This is a genomic window from Domibacillus mangrovi (assembly GCF_001906925.1).
Lineage (GTDB): Bacteria > Bacillota > Bacilli > Bacillales > Domibacillaceae > Domibacillus > Domibacillus mangrovi.
The window spans coordinates 78,408-96,375 of sequence record NZ_MRWQ01000001.1 but is presented as its reverse complement, the minus strand read 5'-3'; the positions used below and the strand labels follow the sequence as shown (position 1 = coordinate 96,375).

The window sequence follows — 17,968 nt, the reverse complement described above, 5'->3', positions numbered from 1 at the left end:
AGCGTTATTTCAGCCAAGCTTTTCTTTTCATTTTTGTCTTATTTGGACAGTAAGAAGCATCATAAAAGAGATCATCACGATAGAAATCACCCATAGCCAAGCCATTGTCATATTACCAGAATCAATGGCTACATAAATCGCAGTAGGAATAGTTTGAGTTTTCCCTGGAATATTACCAGCAAACATTAAAGTAGCACCAAATTCGCCTAATGCTCGAGCAAAGCTTAATATACTGCCTGAAATAAGAGCACTGGAAGCTAGGGGAATAGAAATAAAACAGAAAATTTTCCATTCATTCGCTCCGTCTACTCTAGCAGCTTCTTCAACCTCCGTATTTACTCCTTGAAATCCTGATTTAGCGGACTGGTACATAAGTGGGAACGCGACAATTGCTGAAGCAATGACAGCCGCCCACCAAGTAAAAATAATGGGCTGTTTAAAAAGCCATTCAATCGCTTGCCCAGCTATGCTATTCTTTCCAAAGATAACAATAAGAAGGAATCCGACGACTGTAGGAGGAAGAACCATTGGCAGCATAAGAATGGTTTCCAAAATGGCTTTTCCCTTAAAAGTTTTTCTGGCCATAAGCCGTCCTATCAATGTTCCTATTATAATGGCGACAAAGCCTGACACAATTGCTATTTTCAAAGACAACCAAATGGGACTCAAAAATTCTTGCATGAAAGCTTCATTCAGTAGTAAATCCATAATCTCTAAAAACCTTCATCGCTTCGTCGCTTTGTAGATAGCTATAAAAATCTTTTGCTTCTTTGTAGTAGTTAGAGTCTTTGATAATGCCGACTGGATAAATAATAGGTGTATGGGTTTCGGGATTGGCTGTTGCGATGATGTTTACTTTGTTGGAAATGAACGCATCTGTTTTGTACACGATTCCAGCATCAACATTCCCTGTTTCTACATAAGATAATACTTGACGTACATCCTTCGCATATACGACTTTTGACTCAACACTACTCCATACCTTCATCTTTTTAAGGGACTCCTGTGCGTATTTCCCGGCTGGTACTGATTCAGGAGTTCCAATTGACATTTTATTCACCTCTTCTTTTGCAAGGTCATGAAAACTTGCAATGATGGACTGTTCCTCCTTTGGGACAACGAGTACTAGTTCATTGCCAACAAGACCCACTCCGTCTTCTTTTGCAATGTCCCCACTCTCTACCAATTGGTCAAACTTATCTTCCGCAGCCGAGAAAAAGAGATCAACAGGTGCGCCTTGGGAAATCTGCTGCTGCAAGGCACCAGACCCCCCATAGTTAAATTTTAATTCCACTTCAGGATGTTCTTTTTTATACGCACTTTGAATAGCTGTCATGGCATCCTTCAAACTAGCTGCAGCTGAAACAGTTAATTCTACTTTTTCCGTATTATCTGATGCTGTTTCTTTTTTGTCAGAAGATTGATCTGTTCCTTGGTTATTAGAGCATGCCATTATAAACATAAGTAAAGGTAAGAGAGTAATGACTAATATCAACTTTTTTTGCAAGTTCCTCACCTCTTCATTTAAAATATAATTAGATATAAGTAATTATATCCTATTTAACGAATTTCCCGAAAGAATTCTCCTTCCTCAAGCGTGTGCAGGGCGATAGCCCAACGGTAGGTGGGAGATGAATGTCGGTTTGGCGTAGCCAAAAAGCACTTAACTGTGCTTTTTATTTTTTCTATGATATAATCAGTCGTATATTACATAAAGGTTGGTATATCAGTGAAATTAGATAGTAATAATCATTCAGTATTATTGTTGTATTATCATCTTGTATTGGTCGTAAAATATAGAAGAAATGTATTTGATGATGATCTGTCAGACTATGCACAAGACATGTTTGTACGATTATCTGAGAACTACAATATAACGTTGGTGGAATGGAATCATGATGTTGACCATGTACATATCTTGTTCAAGGCACATCCTAATACAGAAATGACAAAATTCATTAATGCCTACAAAAGTGCAAGTTCTCGACTAATAAAAAGAGACTTTCCACAAGTGAAAAAGAAACTTTGGAAAGAGATGTTTTGGTCAAGAAGTTTTTGCTTACTAACTACTGGTGGTTCACCAATAGACGTAGTAGAGAAATATATTGAAAATCAAGGTGAAAAGTGAGGTGAAATCATATGACAAAGCATAACAAGGCATATAAATTCCGTTTGTATCCAACAGAAGAACAAGCATATCTTATGCGTAAAACCTTCGGCTGTGTACGTTTCGTGTATAACAAAATGTTAGCTGAACGGAAAGAAGTGTATGAGAAATACAAAGACGATAAAGAACAACTAAAGAAACAAAAGATTCCAACGCCTGCAAAATACAAAGCAGAATTTGAGTGGCTAAAAGAAGTTGATTCATTAGCTCTAGCGAATGCTCAACTAAATTTGCAAACTGCCTATAAGAATTTCTTTAGTGGTCAAAATGACTTTCCAACATTCAAAAGTAAAAAAGACAGAAAGTCTTATACAACGAATGTCGTAAACGGAAATATTATGTTGCTTAATGGTCATATCAAATTGCCAAAACTGAAAATGGTACGCATCAAACAACATAGAGAAATACCGCAAGACCATATTATCAAGTCATGTACGATTTCCATGACACCTACTGGTAAATACTATGTGTCCATCTTGACTGAATACGAAAAAGAGATTGTACAAAAAGAAGTAGAAACAGTTGTTGGTTTAGACTTTGCAATGGATGGGCTATACGTTAGTTCGGAGGATAAGAAAGCCAATTATCCTAAGTTCTATCGTAAAATGGTAGACCAATTAGCAAAGGCACAACGAGTACTATCAAGACGTACCAAAGGCTCAGAGCGTTGGAACAAACAACGTATTCGTGTAGCGAAGCTACATGAAAAAGTAGCTAACCAACGTAATAATTTCCTTCATCATAAGTCTAAAGAGTTAGTTACTACTTTTGATGTAATAGCTATTGAAGACCTAAATATGAAGGGAATGTCACAAGCACTTCATTTCGGAAAGAGTGTCGCTGATAATGGTTGGGGTATGTTCACTTCTTTTTTAGCTTATAAACTACAAGAACAAGGCAAACAACTTGTGAAAATAGACAAATGGTTTCCTTCTACAAAAACATGTAGCCATTGTGGAAATGTGAAAGATATGTCATTGTCTGAACGAGTGTACTCTTGTGTATGTGGTGTACATCTCGATAGAGATTATAATTCAGCTATCAATATCAAAAATGAAGCAATACGCTTATTAGCATTGGCATAAATGACAATAAAATAACCTTTGGAACAAGGGAGTTAGCTCGGCTGTCTTAGGACAAATTCGTTAGCTATCAAAAGGAACGACTAACCGAGAAGCCCCCACTTCAAACAGTCCGTAAGGACGTTAAGTGGCGGGTAAGTTCACGAGTATATAATGGCAGTTTAAACAGTCTAATTTCAATGTATAACGGAGAATATGATGTGGAGTGTCCATGGCGACACGGATGAATACAATATCCTTTATGTTAAGCATATGAGGTGTAATTAAATGAAAAATAAAGGCGAGTTCTTCTTTAACTAATGAAGTGGTTTACTCTTTAAGAAGATTTTATTAATAAAGTGTGTATGGTAGGCTTTGAATTAATAAAGTGAAACTTCATTCAGTGGGGGTTTTCTTCATCCTCCACTGAATAAAAAGGAACTCAGGTAAAGAGCGCCGCGTCCTGCGGCAATACCTGAGTGACCGGCTTCGGCCGGCCCGAACCAATCGGGCTTTTACGGGCAGTTGATCCCCCACTTATCCTTCTTTTCTTTTCGACGTCTTGAAGTAGGGGTCTTACTACCCGTTAATGCGGGATAAATTAAAAGCTTAGGTGGTAAATAAATATTGGGAAGGAGTGTATTGGTGAGAAAGATAAGAATTGCTTTATTACACTTAAACCCTATTGCTGGAGATATTAAATACAATCAATCCCTTATTGAAAAAGCGGTTAAGCATGCAGCAGAAAAAGAAGTAGATTGGATGATAACACCAGAATTAGCTACTAGCGGATTACAGTTTACTCATCTCATTGGAACGGATTGGATTAAACAACAGCCTGATAAATGGATGATTAAGTTTCAAAACATTGTTGAGTCGATAAAAACAACTGTATTTCTTGGTTGTGCAGAAAAATCAAAACAAGATGATAAACTATACAATTCAGTTTTTGTGATTAATCAGAATGGGGAATTAATAGGAAAACAAAAAAAGATCACAAGGGTAGATAATTGGTCTACAGAAGGCGAGTTCATCGAACCAATAGATTTGGGTTATATAAAAGTTGGTGTGTTGATATGTGCAGATGCCTATACAAAAAATCTTGCAGAAGCATTATTGACCAAAGGGGCAGAAATCCTAGTTGCTCCTTCGTCATGGGGACCAGGTTTACATGGACCGAATGGTGAGTGGGAACAGAGATCCATTGATACTGGATTGCCTATATTTGTGTGTAATCGTACTGGAGAAGATAAGACTGTTTCCTTTTGGGAGGCAGAAAGCTTGGTTATTAAGAATGGTAAACGACTTCTATCACATAAATCTGAACAATCGGCCATTTTAATTTTTGAATGGAATTTGGATGATATGCATTTAATTTCTACTAATTTTGAAATTAATTATATCCACTGACTTTTTATCGCAGATTAACGGGCAGTAAGATCCCCCACTTCAAGTCTTAGAGAAATCGAAAAAGGATAAGTGGGGGATAAACTGCCCGTAAAGGCCCGATTGGTTCATCTAACCATCAGCGGGGGATGAAAGAAAACCCCCGCTGATAGCAGATTCACTTTATTGACAAGTCTAATAAAAGAACGAACCTATTAGACATATCTAATAGGTTCGTTCTTTTTGTTTTCACATGTTTGCCTTATCTATCCTACATATAGGAATTTGTCTGCTTTTTTATGCTGATTTTTGTATATCCTCTAAATATTGCTTTGCCTTTATAGGATTATATTGGCCTTCCCATTTAGACAAAACAATGGCTGCTAAAGAGTTTCCGACAACATTGACAACGGTACGAGCCATATCGAGAATACGGTCAATTCCAGCGATGAAAGCGAGCCCTTCAGCAGGTATACCGACACTTCCTAGCGTAGCGAGTAATACGACAAATGATACGCCAGGAACCCCGGCAATTCCTTTAGATGTCACCATTAATACGAGCAATAATGATAGTTGATCAGCGATAGATAAATCAATTCCGTACATTTGTGCGATAAAAAGAGCTGCTATCGCCTGATAGAGAGTAGATCCATCTAAGTTAAAGGAATACCCTGTCGGAATAACAAAGGAAACAATGGCTTTAGGACAGCCGAATTTCTCCATTTTCTCCATTAACTTTGGCAGAACGGTTTCTGAACTTGCTGTCGAATAAGCGAGGATTAACTCATCTTTCAATATTTTAAACAAGTGGAAAATATTTACCCCTACAAGCTTTGCTACTAACCCTAGTACGATTACAATGAAGAAGAACATGGAACCGTAAACTAAAATGACGAGCTTACTAAGAGGAATGAGTGAAGCTAGTCCAAATTTGGATACAGTCACACCGATGAGAGCAAATACACCAAACGGAGCAAATTTCATAATTTGATTGGTAACAAAAAACATTGCGTCGGCTGTACCCTGGAAAAATTGGAGAACCGGTTTTCCTTTTTCTCCGATCGCAGCTACGCCAAGACCAAAGATAACTGAAAAGAAAATAATGGCTAACATATCACCTTTAGCAAGCGATTCAAATAGATTTGCAGGGACAATGTGAACAAACGTATCAGCGAAACTGTGATTTTGTACTTCTTCTGCTGTATTGACATAACTATCAATATTTCCTTTATCTAAGGAATTCATATCGAGACCGGCACCCGGCTGAAAAATATTTGCAGCAAATAAACCGATAATGATCGCAAATGTTGTAATAATCTCAAAGTATAGAAGTGTTTTTCCACCTAGTTTACCTAACTTTTTAATATCACCTACACCTGCTACCCCGATGATGAGGCTTGCAACGACGATCGGAATGACAATCATTTTAATCAATCGAATAAATAGATCACCAATAGGCTGTAAATAGGTTTGAACAGCAGGATTTCCATAAAAGATCGCACCTACCGCAATACCTATTATTAAACCAATCAATATTTGCCAAGCTAAACTAACCTTTTTCATACAATCAGTCCTTTCGATTATTTAATAGGGATTTGAACAACACTTTCTATTGATAAGACAGATGACTATACTTATCCCTTAAAATATTAAGCGCTTTCAAAGAGCGTTGTTGGTATTGTATAAATGTAAAACAGTACCTACAGAATCATACAAATACCTACAAAAGAAGCTGATTTTTTTGAAAAAGTAAACGATGTTGTTTTAATAGTGAAGGGATTGTATACTGATTTTCAGTTAAATAAAAGAGGTGAGAAGTGATCTTTCATCTTCGTTCATTAATACAGAAGGATATCTATATCACTATACTCATGATCGTCACGGTGCCGCTTGCGGGGGAACTGAAGTTTTATCCGTTCAATGAAACGTTCCGTATCGGTTTCGGCGCTCCCACCATGTTTTTCTTTTTATTGTTGCTGCAAAAAGTGCCTTTTATTATACCGGGTTTTTTTACAGCTGCATCAGTTGTTCTTTTTCGTGTTACCATTGATCTAGTTACAGGGAATATGGAAAGTGCGGTGCTGTCTTTTCAACATCATTTTCCAGCATTTTTCTTTTATTTTACGTACGCTTGCTTATTTCAACTAGTAGACGTAAAACGATTTCGCAATTGGTCGCTCTTAATCGGGCTCATTGGTCTTTTGACAGAACTAGTATCCAATGGGACAGAGCTGCTTCTTGAATATTACTTATTGAAATCGACCATTTCATTTGTTGAAGTGATTGAAATGGTGAAGATCGCATTTGTTCGTTGTTTTATTGTCGTGAGTTTTTTTAATATGGTAAAACTATATGAAGCACAATCAAGGGAAAGGCAAATAAGGAAACAAAATGAGCACATGCTGATGCTTATTTCCAATTTGTATGAAGAAGCGGTCTATTTGAATAAAACATTAAAAAATGCAGAAACAGTGACAAAAGAATCATATGATGTATATCGTGCTTTAAAAGGAATTGACAATGAAATGAGCCAGAGAGCACTACGAATCGCCGGGGAAATACATGAAATTAAAAAAGATAATCAACGAATTTTCGCAGGAATTTCGAAATTAATTACCAATGAAAGCTATAAAGATTACATGAGTGTGGCGGAATTAATTCAATTAATTATCCATAGTAACGAAAAATATTCACATTCACTTGGAAAACATATTGTCTTTACGTATTCGATTAAAGGAAACCATTCAAATTATCATGTTTACACGGTTTTGTCACTCGTTAATAATTTAGTGGCCAATGCAGTAGAGGCTATAACGGAGAGTGGAACCATCCATGTCGGGTTACTTGAACAGGATGAAATGGTTGAATTTAACGTTTATAACAGTGGTTCTGTTATTCCTAAGAAATACGAAAAGGTTATATTTGAACCAGGTTTTACATCAAAATATGATGAACATGGAAATCCATCTACAGGTATTGGACTAGCTTATGTGAAAGAAGCTGTCACAAACATTGGCGGAGACATTATTTTTAAAAACCAAAAAGATGGGGTCGTATTTTCGATAAAATTGCCAACCCATCAGCTGATTCAGAAAGGTTGATTTTATGCGTTTTTTTATTGTGGATGATGATGATGCCATTCGATCCATCTTAAGTCAAATTATTGAAGATGGGGATTTAGGTGAAGTAGTTGGAGAAGCATTGGATGGTGATCAATTAACAGGTCCTTTTTTGAATATGCAAAAGGTAGACATTCTTTTTGTTGATTTGTTGATGCCTGTTAGGGATGGAATTGAGACGATACGCCATCTTGAGCAATTCAAAGGGAAAATGATCATGATCTCCCAAGTGGAATCAAAGGAATTAATCAGCGAGGCTTACGCACTTGGAGTGGAGTATTATATCATGAAGCCCATTAATCGAATTGAAATTGTCACGGTCATTCGAAAAGTGATGGAACGAATTCAACTTGAGAAATCGATTCAAGAAATAAAAACATCTCTAAGCAGCCTATTAAATTTAGAGGATCAAACTATACAGTCAACTGAGGTTAACGAAAAAAGCATTGCAAACATCGGTGAGTTTTTATTAGCGGAGCTTGGTATTGTTGGGGAGAATGGGTCGAGGGATTTAATCGATATTCTTGAATGCTTATTTTCGTACGAACGTGTGATGGCCTCTGAACAAAGTTTTCCATCTTTAAAAGAGATATTCAAACAAGTTGCTCAAAAAAAGCTCGGATCGTCTGCTTCAGAAATGGATATAAACAGGGAAATGAAAGCTTCTGAACAGCGAATACGAAGAGCTATTGCACATTCGCTCATTCATTTTGCTTCTCTTGGTTTGACGGATTACACCAATCCAAAGTTTGAGAACTATGCATCGAAATTCTTTGATTTTATGGCCGTTCGTCAAAAAATGAGGGAACTTCAGGAAGATTCAGCGACTTCTTTTACGCCTACAAAAGTAAATACGAAGAAGTTTATCCAAGTCTTCTTTTTTGAAGCTAAACGGTTATACAAAGACATATGAAGCTAAACGTTATTCTGATCAGGGATCCAAACAGGTCATTGTAATTCTAAAGCAGAAAGATTATGATATTGTATTCAAATAAAAAATTATTAAAATAATAAGTATTTTTTCATCTATGTATAGAAAATCTATTTTGTAAAGGGAAAAGGAAATATGACTTCTAAAAAATCAACACAATCAAAGCACTTAGCTAGTTTTTCATTGGCTGTTATGGGGACTGGTTTTGCAGTAACAATTCCATTTCAAGGGTCATCGTGGGTGAATGTTGTGCACGGAGGATTTGAAGCGGGTCTGGTCGGTGGATTAGCCGATTGGTTTGCCGTCACGGCTTTATTCCGCCATCCACTGGGGATACCGGTTCCACATACAGCTCTTTTGCCTAAAAACCGTAACAAAATGATTAAAGCACTTGTTTCTACGCTTGAAAATGACTGGCTTTCAAAAGAAAGTATTCAAGAGAAACTAAAAAAAATTCAATTTACCGAAAAACTTTTTCCAATTTTAGAAAGGGAGCTTCATTCTGAATCTGCAAGAAAAGGAATGGTCTCACTTGCAGATCAACTAATTCGTTCTATTCAAGTGGAGAAGATAGCACCTTTTATCGAAAAGGAATTAAAGTATTCTCTTTCTTCTATTGAAGTCAGTGGGGTCCTTCAATCTGTCGTGGATCAAGTGCTGATTCATGAATATGACGAGAAGGTATTCGATTATGTTCTCAGTGAAGCGGAACAATGGGCAAAAAAAGAGAACACAGCTCATCAACTAGGCAGTGTGGCGATGCGTGCACTTAAAAACATCGAGTTAGACGGTTTCATGCAGTTTGCCTTAAAGTCTGTTCAAAATTTATTGGATGAAGAAAAACTAGGCACTATACTGCAAAATCTTCTCCTTAATGTTGTAAGCCATTTGCGCCAGACGGATGATGCGAATAGAAAAGCTTTTCTTTTACATGTACGCACAAAGTTACGAAGTATAGAAGACAAGAAAGAATGGATAGAAGAAATCGAAAATTGGAAGCAACATCTGCTAGCTAAGTGGGAGCCGGCTGAAAAAATAACTGAAATCTTGCAGCGAATTCAGCAAAAAGCATTAGACTTTATTCAAAGTAGCAAGTTTATGGATACGTACGTTCTTCCACTTTTAACGGACTTATTAAATAATCTAAAAGAAGATCCAATTAAAAACAGCATGATTGAAAAGGGGATACAAAAGCAAATCGCCAATCTCGTTGAGGATAATCATTCTAAGATCGGGAAGCTCGTGCAGGAAAACCTGGATAAGTTAGATAATGACACGCTTGTCTACATGATGGAAAACAACATTGGAAAAGACTTGCAGTGGATTCGGGTGAATGGAGCCGTTTGTGGTTTTATGATCGGGATCATATTATCAGGAATCAAAGCATTCATTTATTAAAAAGCAAAGACCTTATCAGCATTACGTTGACAAGGTCTTTTGTTTTCCAAAAATCTATTTATTTGAAAGGAATATCGCTTTTAAAGAAGAAATGTTAAGTTATGAAAAAGTTGCTTAAATAATGGGGGATTTTCGTTGATGAATCTGCAATGAATAAGGGGGATATACATGGCGGCCATTACAGATGAAGACAGAAAAATTGTTTACAACTATATCATACATAATTTGACGATACGACTACTGCAAAGTGAATTAAAGGAGAATGAAAAATCAACGATAAAAATGAAACGAGTGTATTTATCAGCCAATCAATATCAAGAAAGCCAAGCGCTCAAACAGTTAAAAGAATTAAGAAAAGAGATGAGCACGCGAGGATTAAGAATAGTGGGGGAACACACGCTTGATAACGATATGACTGAATTCCGTTATTTATGTCGTGGTGTTCCATTGACTATACACTTTGAAGATAAGGAGCTTTATAAACTCATCGAAGAAAATCGCTTCGAATTGCTGCGCTGAGCAGCTTAGTATTTAATAGTAAATTCCAATTCGTTTAATTCTGCAATCAAATTCGTTCTTTCTATATTTACTTGCAAATCGTCAAAAAGAAACTCATTTAACTCATGAATATCGCATATGATGGCTGATAATTCTTTACTAATGAGTGCCAAGTTTTGTCCTTCAATTAGCTTTTTCTTGTAACGATTAAATTTCGGATCCAGCGTGTCTATTTGTTCGAAAATATTTTCTAAAGAGCCGTAAAGTTGAATGAGCGGCAAAGCTGATTTTTCGCCAATTCCCGGACAGCCAGGAATATTATCGCTTTTATCGCCTAGAAGTGCCTTCACATCAATCCATTGCTCAGAGGTAATATGATAATCATCTTGAAAGTGATTGAATGAGTAAACGATATCTCCTTTTTTCCCCCCAATAAGTTGAGAGATATTTTTGCTAAGAAGCTGATATAAATCCTTGTCATTACTATAAATATAACAATGGCCATACTCATTTGAACACCACGTTTTCGCTAAGGTGCCAATGACATCATCCGCTTCATATGAAGGGACGGATACTTGTTGAATGCCTATGCTTCTAAGTGCGTCTTTACACACTTCAAATTGTTGAATTAACGCTTCAGGCAAGTCGGAGCGGGTTGCTTTATAAAAATCATGTTTTAATCTTCTCGTTGTTTCATTTTTTTTAACATCCCACACGACAGCGAGGTGGGTAACTTCATATTGGGAAATAAGGTTAAATGTTTTTTGGAAAAATATTCTTAATGCATTTGTATAAACACCTTTGCTGCTCTTCGTCAATTGCTCTAATTCTTTCCCGTAAGATGTAGCAAAGTACCCACGGCTTAACAAATTAAACCCATCTATTAATAGCAATGTTTGGTTTTTCATCACGATGATCTCCTTGTTATATGTACTATTCACAGATTAAGTTATTAATCGAGTAAAATCAATTACAATGTACATAGCAAGGAAGAAGATCTATATAGTCTTTTGTAAAGGATAAAACGAAATAAGCTGGACCATATAAGTCATAATAAAGAAAAAATGCTCGGTATTTTTTGCGATTTTGTGATTCACTGGTCGATTTTTTAAGCATTGTGTACAACTGTCTAAAATATGAAGAAGTGCTGGGTAAGCTTTAAAAAAATGACGGTTGTGGATGAGCTGACGGGTTGGTATAATCGCCGTTATTTTGAAGAAGATATGGATACGTCAATAACATGAAGCAGACAGACAAATGTGACCTTACTGCTTATTTTGTTGGATATCGACCATGTTAAACAAATCTTAATGATACGTACAGTCATGTTTGTGGAGATATCATTTTGAAAAAAGTGGCGGAGACGATCCGGCAAAATGCAGGTGAGAAGGATCCCGTTTTACGGATCGGCGGTGAAGAGTTTGCAATCTTATGCAAGAATACAATGCGAGCAGATGGATAGAAGGTTGCTGAACAAATTATTTACCGCGTGGAGCAGTTGCTGCGTATTGTCTACAAAGGACAAGACGTGCCAGTCCCCATTAGCGCAAGTATGAGTTAATATAAAGGTGAATGGATCGACGGATTTTTTGAGAAAACAGATCAAGCATTGTATGAAGCGAGACGAACAGGGAGAAACCGGCTTGTCATCGTTTAACGATTCGCTCGGATTGCCTTTTTTGCTTCTAAGTCTGCTTTATTTTGTTTGGATGGAATCCATTTGACGAAAAAAAGCGGAAACTCTTTTGATAATGTTAAAATAGCGGCTAAGAGCGGTTTGTACGGTTGTTTATGTATATATTCTTTTTCAATTGCTGAAACGACTGTTTGTGAATCACTGCGGAGCGATATGGTATCTGCACCCATTTCTTTGCATAACTCAAGTGCTTTAATGACTGCCATGAACTCTGCCTCGTGCGTATCACATTCTCCGAGTGGAATGGAAAACCGTTCTGTTTTTCCATTATGACGAATGACAATACCGGCACCAGCGAGACCTGGATCGCCAGTGGATGCGCCGTCTGTGTACACCTCAAACATATGGAACCCCCCAATCTTGTTACTATTTTAGAGGAAAGAGGCTGGATTATGCAAATGAAAATTTGTTTTTTATATCATTTTAAAGGTATTCAAATGATGTTTGAATCCCAACTGGTTGACCGGGATCTCGTCTTGAAAACAGCTGATGACTTGCTGAGAACCGGCCGTACAAAAGAAGTAATGATTATCGATGAATTAGGTCAGGAGTGGACACTGAAAGAATTTAAAAAGCTGAACGAAAAGCTGAATGAAGAACCAGAAAAGGTGACTGTCTTGTTTGACGGCAGCTACGATGTAGATTCAAACCGTGCTGGCGTTGGAACAGCCATTTATTATTCAAAAGGCGGCAAGCGATACCGCCTGCGTGAAAATGTACCATTGGATGCAATTCAATCAAATAATGAAGCAGAATATGCAGCGCTCTCTTTTGCAGTAGGAAAGCTTGAAGAACTTGGTGTGATCAGTCAGCCGGTGACAATTTCGGGCGACTCATTAACGGTGTTGAATCAGTTGAGCGGCGAATGGCCGTGCTATGAAGAAAACCACGCGCGCTGGCTTGTGCGCATTGAAGAAAAATTAGATAAACTAAGAATTAAGCCGCTTTACAAACCGGTCGATAGAAGGCACAATAAAGAAGCTGACCAGCTTGCCCGGCAGGCACTTGAAGGTGTTGAGATACAGAGTCACGCCGAAATCGGGACGTAATCGAAAGGTGGCATGTGAACTTGAGCCGAATAGATATATTTATTGAAGTGGAAGAGCTTCTAAATAAGTATTGCAAAGACTGCCTCGTTAAAGCTGCGTTGCGTAAAGAAAAAGGCAAGACTGCAGCGCATAAGTTTTGCATTACGGAATGCTCTGTTGGAGAAAAATTAAAGAAATATGGAATGAAGTTGTCATAAGCCGGAATACATATCCCGGCTTTTTCCTTGTTCGTACTGCTTGTATATAGTAAACTTTTAACGATGAGTAATGTCAGGAGGAATATCCACGTGCCGACACCGAGTATGGAGGATTACATAGAACAAATTTATTTGCTGATTGATAAGAAAGGATACGCACGTGTATCCGATATTGCAGATGCACTTTCTGTTCACCCGTCAAGCGTCACAAAAATGGTGCAAAAGCTTGATAAAGATGAATATCTCGTGTATGAGCGGTACCGCGGGCTCGTCTTGACGGTGAAAGGACAAAGAATGGGTCAGCGTTTAGTCGCACGTCATGATTTGCTTGAACGGTTTTTGTCAATAATTGGGGTGAAAGAGGAACACATTTATGAAGATGTGGAAGGGATTGAACATCATTTAAGCTGGGATTCCATTAACCGCATTGCAGATTTAATCGAATTTATTGAAGAAGATCCGGCTCGAATGGCTGCATTAAAAGAAGTCAACGAACGAAATAAAGAATAATCCGTCCGCAGTACGGGCGGATTTTTTCGCAAAATGGAGGCGTATTTTTGATGAAAATTTTAAAAATAGAACCGACACCAAGCCCGAATACGATGAAAGTCATTTTGGATGAAGAACTGGCTGCAGGACAAAGTACGAATTACAAGCGAGAAACAGCCGAACAGGCACCAGATGTGATTAAAGCAATTTTGATGATTGAAGGAATTAAAGGCGTGTATCATGTTGCTGATTTTATTGCACTTGAACGAAATGGACGGTATGACTGGCAGGAGATTTTACCAAAAGTGCGGGCGGCTTTCGGGGAAGGTGATAGCGAGTCAGGAGCAGTACGTACAGAATTGGATCATTTCGGTGAAGTGGAAACATTTATACAAGTGTATAAAGGCGTTCCAATTCAGTTAAAGCTAGTATCAGCGGAAGGAGAAAAACGGGTGGCACTGCCAGATTACTGTCAGGAAGCTTTTCAAAAATTAATACAAGATGGCGACAACTATATTTTAGAACGAAAATGGCAGGAGTTTGGCATTCGCTACGGTGAACTGGAAGAAATAGCGCCTGAACTGCTTGAAGAAGTAATGGCCGCTTATCCGAAAGAGCGTATTGACCGCATTGTCGAAGCTGAAGGACGTGGAGGCCCGCTTATTCAGCATAAAGAGCACGGTGTTAAACCAGGTGCTAAAGAGTGGCTGGCAGAGTCAGACTGGCGGACACGGTATCAGCAATTAGAACAAATGCCTGATCCGGATTTAACGGATATGCCGCTTCTTGATGCGGCATTAAATGATGACAAAGCGGCGATTCGCCGGCTTGCTGTTGTATATGCTGGCATGATTGAAGATACACGCATTTTGCCTGTTTTGTACAAAGCATTGAAAGATTCGGCTGTGACGGTGCGACGGACTGCAGGTGACTGTTTGTCTGATCTTGGTTTTGCCGAAGCGGTGCCGGAAATGATTCATGCATTAAAAGATAAAAGCAAAATTGTCCGTTGGCGGGCGGCAATGTTTTTATATGAAACAGCGGATGAATTCGCGTTGCCTGCTTTAAAAGAAGCCGCAGACGATCCGGAATTTGAAGTGAAGATGCAAATTTTAATGGCGATTGAACGGATTGAAGGTGGAGAAGAAGCGAAAGGCTCTGTGTGGAAGCAAATGACAGAGTCACGTCAACAATAATAAAGAGGAGGAATTTTTAATGAATGCTTATGAAGATTACATGAAGCAAATGGTTTTGCCGATGCGCGCAGAATTAACAAATGCAGGATTTGATGAGTTGATGACAGAAGAAGAAGTAAATGAATTTATGGAGTCGGCAGAAGGAACGACTCTTGTTGTCATCAATTCTGTTTGTGGATGCGCAGCAGGTCTAGCCCGCCCGGCAGCAGTACAGGCGTCGATGAATGAGCATGCGCCTGATCGTCTTGTGACAGTATTTGCTGGTCAAGACCGTGAAGCGACAGCGGCGATGCGTGCGTGGATGCCTGAATTTGAGCCATCTTCACCATCAATGGCGTTGTTAAAGGGCAATAAAGTCGTTCATTTCGTGCCGCGTCATGAAATTGAAGGACAGGATCTTGGCACGATTATCGGCCATTTAACTGCAGCATTTGACGTGCATTGCCAGTGATCGTGACGACATCACAGCGGGCAGGGATGGACGTGAAAAAACGTGCGGCAGCAGAAGCGAACGTATTGGGTGCCCGCTACGTAGAGCGTGGCAAGCTGTCGATTGCCAAAATGACAAATTTCCACAATTGTCCGGTCTTACTCGTGACGGAAGAACGGATGGAACTGCATGACATGAACGGCGCTTCGCCGTTCTTTTTTCATCCTGGATCGGCCATGTTCCGGGTGAAAAGGCTTTTAAATGGAGAGCCGGATGCGTTTGTAGATGCATGCAGGCTCCAGTCTGGCATGTCGTTTTTAGATTGCACGATGGGACCTGCTGCAGACAGTATGACAGCTTCCGTTGCTGTTGGTCCAAAAGGCTATGTAAAGTCGATTGAAGCCAATCATGTTGTTGCACGTATTGTGGAAACTGGATTGTCAAATTGGACAGAAGGACCGAGCGAATTATTGAAATCGATGCGCTGCATTCATGTGACGGCGGCAAATTACCATACCTATTTACAAACGGTTCCAGATGATTCGTTTGATGTTGTATATTTTGATCCGATGTTTGAGAAAAGGATTGACTCAACAGGTATTGAACCACTCCGCCCGTTTGCATCGTATTCTGATTTGACGATTGATGCGGTGAAAGAAGCAAAGCGAATTGCCAAGTATCGTGTAGTGCTTAAGGATCATTTTCGTTCGGAGCGGTTTGCGAAATTTGAATTTAAGCAGCATATTCGTAAGACGTCGAAATTTCATTTTGGCACGATAGAAAGTAGGAGTGTACATGAGTAAAAGTGAGCAGCAGTATGTAGAATTATGCCGTGATGTTTTAGAAAATGGACATAAAAAAGAAGATCGGACGGGGACAGGAACCCTGTCAGTTTTTGGCCGGCAAATGCGGTTTAATATAGCAGACGGTTTTCCGCTTTTAACGACGAAGCGTGTACCATTTAAGCTCATTGCATCTGAAATGCTCTGGTTTTTAAAAGGGGACACGAACATTAGGTATTTACTGGAAAGTAATAATAACATTTGGAATGAATGGGCGTTTAAACGATGGGTAGAAAGTTTGGACTATACAGGTCCTAATATGAGCGATTTTGGCCGACGTGCGTTGAAAGACGAAGCGTTTGCAAAAGACTACAACGAACAGATGAAGTTGTTTACACAACGCGTTTTGAAAGACGATGATTTTGCATCGAAATACGGAGAGCTCGGTGATGTGTACGGCCGGCAGTGGCGTGCGTGGAAAACGTCACAAGGGGAGACGATTGACCAGATTGCGGATGTGATGGAGATGATTAAAAAAACGCCGGATTCACGCCGGTTAATCGTGTCAGCATGGAATCCGGAAGACGTGCCTTCAATGGCTTTGCCGCCGTGTCATACGATGTTCCAGTTTTATGTAGCGGATGGGCAGTTGTCGTGCCAGCTTTATCAAAGATCATGCGACATTTTTCTTGGTGGGCCTTTTAATATTGCAGGTTATGCATTATTGACACATTTAATGGCAAATGAATGCGGTCTTGGGGTTGGTGAATTTGTTCATACGATTGGTGATGCACACATTTACCAAAACCATGTAGAACAAGTAAAAACACAGCTGGCACGCGAACCAAAATCGTTGCCAGAGCTGACGTTAACACAGGGGAAATCATTGTTTGAGATGGAATTATCAGATATGACGTTAACGGGATATGATCCACACCCGGCGATTAAAGCACCAGTTGCGGTTTAAAAGGAGTGGGAAGAATGATTTCATTTATTTGGGCTCAAGATGAGAATGGTCTCATTGGCAAAGAGAACAGCCTGCCGTGGCATTTGCCGGAAGACTTGAAGTTTTTTAAGAACACGACGCTAGGACACAAGATTGTGATGGGCCGAAAAACGTATGAATCAATCGGCCGTCCTTTACCGGGGCGGGAAAATATTATTTTGACGACTGATTCATCATTTCAAGCAGAAGGCTGTGCAGTCGTTCATTCAGTAAACGACATACTGCTCAAAGCGGAAAAAGAAGAAGTATTTGTCACAGGTGGAGCAGCTGTATTTCAAGCATTTTTGCCGCACGTAAGCCGATTGTATGTGACACGTATTCATCATGTCTTTGAAGGCAATACGTTATTTAATGCTATTGATTGGAATGAATTTACACTTGAAAGCTGCACACCGGGTGTTAAAAATGAGAAAAATCCATATGACTATGAATTTTGCTTGTATAAACGGGTGAACAAATGATTTGGGTTAGTGTCTTTTTCATTTAAAGGAAGTGTTAAAGTGTTTACAGAGGAGGTGAAAATAAAAAGTGAATGGCTGCGTGTACTGATGGTGTCGTACTTA

20 protein-coding genes and 1 pseudogene are annotated in these 17,968 nt (G+C 38.8%); 16 read left to right on the top strand and 5 right to left on the bottom strand.

Features of this window, described 5'->3' with window-relative positions:
• Positions 1-27: 27 nt before the first annotated feature.
• Both modB and modA read right to left on the bottom strand, forming a co-directional pair.
• Positions 28-708 carry a molybdate ABC transporter permease subunit gene (gene modB, locus BLL40_RS00425; RefSeq protein WP_083566143.1) on the bottom strand — a complete coding sequence of 227 codons (681 nt, stop codon included), beginning with the start codon at positions 706-708 and terminating at the stop codon, positions 28-30.
• On the bottom strand, positions 689-1,507 hold the full coding sequence (modA, locus tag BLL40_RS00420) for a molybdate ABC transporter substrate-binding protein (RefSeq protein WP_073709945.1): 819 nt from the start codon (positions 1,505-1,507) through the stop codon (positions 689-691). The genes modB and modA overlap by 20 nt, the downstream gene beginning before the upstream one ends.
• A gap of 222 nt (positions 1,508-1,729) precedes the next feature.
• On the opposite strand from modA, the gene tnpA reads away from it, so the two are divergent.
• The 3 genes from tnpA (at position 1,730) to BLL40_RS00405 (ending at position 4,638) form a co-directional block, all read left to right on the top strand.
• Positions 1,730-2,128 (top strand): IS200/IS605 family transposase, encoded by a 399-nt coding sequence (tnpA, locus tag BLL40_RS00415; RefSeq protein WP_073709944.1) that lies wholly within the window; start codon positions 1,730-1,732, stop codon positions 2,126-2,128.
• Positions 2,129-2,139: 11 nt separating this feature from the next.
• Positions 2,140-3,252, top strand: coding sequence for an RNA-guided endonuclease TnpB family protein (locus tag BLL40_RS00410; RefSeq protein WP_073709943.1), 1,113 nt, complete (start codon positions 2,140-2,142; stop codon positions 3,250-3,252).
• A gap of 621 nt (positions 3,253-3,873) precedes the next feature.
• Positions 3,874-4,638, top strand: coding sequence for a carbon-nitrogen hydrolase family protein (locus tag BLL40_RS00405; protein WP_073709942.1), 765 nt, complete (start codon positions 3,874-3,876; stop codon positions 4,636-4,638).
• Positions 4,639-4,911: 273 nt separating this feature from the next.
• Here the strand turns inward: BLL40_RS00405 and BLL40_RS00400 are convergent, their stop codons facing one another.
• Positions 4,912-6,177, bottom strand: a complete 1,266-nt coding sequence (locus BLL40_RS00400; protein ID WP_073709941.1) for a cation:dicarboxylate symporter family transporter — start codon at positions 6,175-6,177, stop codon at positions 4,912-4,914.
• A gap of 308 nt (positions 6,178-6,485) precedes the next feature.
• On the opposite strand from BLL40_RS00400, the gene BLL40_RS00395 reads away from it, so the two are divergent.
• The 4 genes from BLL40_RS00395 (at position 6,486) to BLL40_RS00380 (ending at position 10,581) form a co-directional block, all read left to right on the top strand.
• A complete protein-coding gene (locus tag BLL40_RS00395) occupies positions 6,486-7,715 on the top strand; it encodes a sensor histidine kinase (RefSeq protein ID WP_073710358.1) in 1,230 nt (409 codons plus the stop codon).
• Positions 7,716-7,719: 4 nt separating this feature from the next.
• Positions 7,720-8,646 carry a response regulator gene (locus BLL40_RS00390; RefSeq protein WP_073709940.1) on the top strand — a complete coding sequence of 309 codons (927 nt, stop codon included), beginning with the start codon at positions 7,720-7,722 and terminating at the stop codon, positions 8,644-8,646.
• Between the two features lie 153 nt (positions 8,647-8,799).
• Entirely contained in the window at positions 8,800-10,062 is a 1,263-nt protein-coding gene (locus BLL40_RS00385; protein ID WP_073709939.1) for a DUF445 domain-containing protein, read from the top strand.
• A gap of 168 nt (positions 10,063-10,230) precedes the next feature.
• Positions 10,231-10,581, top strand: a complete 351-nt coding sequence (locus BLL40_RS00380; protein WP_073709938.1) for a YhjD family protein — start codon at positions 10,231-10,233, stop codon at positions 10,579-10,581.
• 5 nt (positions 10,582-10,586) lie between these two features.
• On the opposite strand, the gene BLL40_RS00375 is transcribed toward BLL40_RS00380, so the two are convergent.
• Positions 10,587-11,468: a 5'-3' exonuclease gene (locus BLL40_RS00375; protein WP_073709937.1), complete on the bottom strand. Its 882-nt coding sequence runs from the start codon at positions 11,466-11,468 to the stop codon at positions 10,587-10,589.
• A 407-nt stretch (positions 11,469-11,875) separates the two neighbouring features.
• Here BLL40_RS00375 and BLL40_RS00370 point away from each other — a divergent pair.
• Positions 11,876-12,022: pseudogene (locus tag BLL40_RS00370) on the top strand (GGDEF domain-containing protein); the annotation flags it as partial.
• Positions 12,023-12,213: 191 nt separating this feature from the next.
• Here the strand turns inward: BLL40_RS00370 and BLL40_RS00365 are convergent.
• Positions 12,214-12,600, bottom strand: coding sequence for a ribonuclease HI family protein (locus BLL40_RS00365; RefSeq protein WP_073709936.1), 387 nt, complete (start codon positions 12,598-12,600; stop codon positions 12,214-12,216).
• A gap of 48 nt (positions 12,601-12,648) precedes the next feature.
• Here BLL40_RS00365 and BLL40_RS00360 point away from each other — a divergent pair, with 48 nt between their 5' ends.
• The 8 genes from BLL40_RS00360 to BLL40_RS00325 all read left to right on the top strand — a co-directional run bounded on the left by BLL40_RS00360 (position 12,649) and on the right by BLL40_RS00325 (position 17,866).
• On the top strand, positions 12,649-13,305 hold the full coding sequence (locus BLL40_RS00360) for a reverse transcriptase-like protein (RefSeq protein WP_073709935.1): 657 nt from the start codon (positions 12,649-12,651) through the stop codon (positions 13,303-13,305).
• A gap of 20 nt (positions 13,306-13,325) precedes the next feature.
• The gene (locus BLL40_RS00355; protein ID WP_073709934.1) at positions 13,326-13,502 is read left to right on the top strand and encodes a zinc-finger domain-containing protein; all 177 of its coding nucleotides are present in this window, start codon (positions 13,326-13,328) and stop codon (positions 13,500-13,502) included.
• A 90-nt stretch (positions 13,503-13,592) separates the two neighbouring features.
• Positions 13,593-14,012 carry a transcriptional regulator MntR gene (gene mntR, locus BLL40_RS00350; protein WP_073709933.1) on the top strand — a complete coding sequence of 140 codons (420 nt, stop codon included), beginning with the start codon at positions 13,593-13,595 and terminating at the stop codon, positions 14,010-14,012.
• A 50-nt stretch (positions 14,013-14,062) separates the two neighbouring features.
• Complete coding sequence (locus tag BLL40_RS00345) at positions 14,063-15,187, top strand: conserved virulence factor C family protein (protein WP_073709932.1); 1,125 nt, start codon at positions 14,063-14,065, stop codon at positions 15,185-15,187.
• A gap of 19 nt (positions 15,188-15,206) precedes the next feature.
• Entirely contained in the window at positions 15,207-15,638 is a 432-nt protein-coding gene (locus tag BLL40_RS00340; protein ID WP_073709931.1) for a BrxA/BrxB family bacilliredoxin, read from the top strand.
• The gene (locus BLL40_RS00335; protein WP_073709930.1) at positions 15,635-16,420 is read left to right on the top strand and encodes a class I SAM-dependent methyltransferase; all 786 of its coding nucleotides are present in this window, start codon (positions 15,635-15,637) and stop codon (positions 16,418-16,420) included. Before BLL40_RS00340 ends, BLL40_RS00335 begins: the two co-directional genes overlap by 4 nt.
• Positions 16,413-17,366: a thymidylate synthase gene (locus tag BLL40_RS00330; protein ID WP_073709929.1), complete on the top strand. Its 954-nt coding sequence runs from the start codon at positions 16,413-16,415 to the stop codon at positions 17,364-17,366. The genes BLL40_RS00335 and BLL40_RS00330 overlap by 8 nt, the downstream gene beginning before the upstream one ends.
• A gap of 14 nt (positions 17,367-17,380) precedes the next feature.
• Complete coding sequence (locus BLL40_RS00325) at positions 17,381-17,866, top strand: dihydrofolate reductase (RefSeq protein WP_073709928.1); 486 nt, start codon at positions 17,381-17,383, stop codon at positions 17,864-17,866.
• The last annotated feature ends 102 nt before the right edge of the window (positions 17,867-17,968 follow it).